General features: G+C 65.1%; 2 protein-coding genes. Both read right to left on the reverse strand.

Going from position 1 to position 2371, the window contains the following annotated elements; translation table 11 throughout:
- A partial coding sequence (locus AHiyo1_RS07345; RefSeq protein ID WP_172465547.1) for a dihydroxyacetone kinase family protein occupies positions 1-1103 on the reverse strand: 1103 nt, incomplete at its 3' end.
- Between the two features lie 4 nt (positions 1104-1107).
- Positions 1108-2139, reverse strand: a complete 1032-nt coding sequence (locus AHiyo1_RS07350) for a sugar phosphate isomerase/epimerase family protein (RefSeq protein ID WP_059388117.1) — start codon at positions 2137-2139, stop codon at positions 1108-1110.
- Positions 2140-2371 lie beyond the last annotated feature (232 nt).

The raw sequence follows: 2371 nt of genomic DNA on the forward strand, positions 1-2371 counted from the left end.
ACGGCTACGGCCTGCCGGCCGAGTTCGGCAGCGGCCGCGGTGGGATGCTCGACGTCGGACTCGTCCACCGCGGTGACGCTCGCCAAGTTGCGGGGCGGGCGGGGCGCGAGGTTGCCCTTGCGGAACGCCGGAGTGTCCGCGGGTGCTGCCCAATACTGTTCGAGCTCCTCGTCCAGCCACAGCAGCGTGAGCGAAAGACCGGACATGTCCAGGCTTGTCACGAGCTCGCCGCACTCGGGTTCGACTACCGTGAGGCCTGCCTTGCCGAGGAGCTTTTCGATCTTGCCGAAGAGCAGGAAGAGCTCGTCGTACTTGACGGTGCCGAGGCCGTTGACGATGGCCACCACGCGGTTTCCGGCGTCGTCCGGTTTGTCGTTGAGGAGCTTGGAGACGAGCAGTTCGGCGAGCTCGGAAGCGGTGGGCATTTTGTGCTCGGAAATGCCCGGTTCGCCGTGGATGCCCAGGCCGAGGGACATCTGGCCGGCCGGAACGTGGAACAGCGGATCCGAGGCGCCTGGGAGTGTACAACCGTCGAAGGCCACCCCGAGCGAACGCGTGCGGTAGTTCGTTTTGATGGCCAAGCGCTCGACGGCGTCCAGGTCCAGTCCCGCTTCGGCCGCGGCCCCGGCGATCTTGAAGACCGTGAGGTCGCCCGCGATCCCCCGTCGCTTCTCGATCTGGTCCAGCGGCGCGCTGGCGATGTCGTCGGTAACGGTCACGGTGCGGGTCTCGATGCCTTCGGCGTTGAGGCGCAACTGAGCCTGGCCGAAGTGCAGCACGTCGCCGGCGTAGTTGCCGTAGCTGAGCAGCACTCCGCCCCCGGCGTTGGCTGCTTTGGCTACGCGGTAGACCTGGCCTGCCGCCGGGGAGGCGAACATGTTGCCGCATGCCGAGGCGGTTGCCAGGCCCGGCCCGACCAGTCCGGCGAACGCAGGGTAGTGTCCCGAGCCGCCGCCCACCACGAGGGCGACCTGTCCGGAGGGGACTTCGGTGGAACGGACCACTCCGCCGTCCACCCGGGCAACATAGCCGCGGTTGGCGGCGACGAATCCGTCCAGGGCATCGTCCGCGAAGTCTGCGGGGTTGTCGAAAATCCTTGTCATGGTCCTAGACACCAGCCAGCTGGGAGGTTGCTGGCTGGGTGGAGCCGGTCCGGCCGGACGGCTGCTGCCGGCCCTGGGCTACCTGGCTCTGGCCGAGGACGTAGTTCTCTGTCTTCGGAAGAACCTGCCGCCGGAGGTATTCCTGGTTGCTCGCCGTGACGCTGAGCCCGTCGCCGCCGTAGTGCTCGGTGCACAAGATGCCCTGGAAGCCTACCGACAGCGCGAGTTTGAAAGCCTCGCGGTAGTTGATCAGGCCGCTCTCCATCGGCGCAGGCATGGTGATGTAGCTGTCCCGGGCCACGTCTTCGTCGCGGATGTAGTTCTTCATGTGCCAGTAGTTGGAGTACGGCAGGGTCTTGGCCACCATCTCGCGCCAGTCCTCGATGGGACGGTGGAGGCGGATGAGGTTGCCAAGGTCCGGGTTGAGGCCAACGTTGTCCAGCCCGATGTCCTGGACCAGCCGGACCGAGGAATCGGCGGTGCCGAGGTAGGTGTCCTCATACATTTCCAGGGAGAGGAGGATGCCGGCTTCCGCGGCGTGCTCACCGAGTTCCCGCAAACGGGCGACCGCCTTGCCCCAGGCTTCCTTGTCCCCCGCCGGATCCTTGTAGCCTTCCACCGTCCAGAACCACAGCTGCTTTTGCTGCTCGGCGGTGATGGCCTGGTGGAGTCCGAAGGAGACAACCTCGCAGCCGAGTTCGGCTGCGGCATCGATGGTCCGGTGGCTGTACGCCAGGTTCTCGGCCCAGTCGCGGGTGTGGATGATACTGCGGCGGATAGCCGAGATGACCGGGATGCCAATGCCAACGTGCTCCGCGGTCTGCTTGAACTCGGCGAGGCGTTCCTTGCCGAGGTCCCCCGGGCGGACCCAGCTGTCCGTGAGGTCTGCGTTGGCAAATCCTGCGTCCTTGACTTCCTGCAGGACCTCGGCCCAAGCGGAAGCATCGGCGTCGTTGATGTGCTGTCCCGTGGCGTCAGTGCAGGGGAACTGGAGTAGGGCCGCGGTGATGGGCCAGGTTTCGGCGGTGTAAGCCATAGTTTTCACTCCTTCATGGAATCCTGTTTCCTATAGGATTTACTATTCAGGCAAGGCTGTCAACATATTTATTCGGACTTCCGTGGGCTGGCCCCGCCTCTTCGCACCCCAGCTCCGCGTCATCAAAGATCCTATATGTCTTACATATGTTTGTGAAGTGGGTCACCCGACGCCGCGTTCGCCACGCACGCAAAAGGCCCGCCGTTAGGCGGGCCTCGGGGTCTGGCCGGCG

The organism is Arthrobacter sp. Hiyo1, assembly GCF_001263615.2.
Classification (GTDB): Bacteria; Actinomycetota; Actinomycetes; order Actinomycetales; family Micrococcaceae; genus Arthrobacter.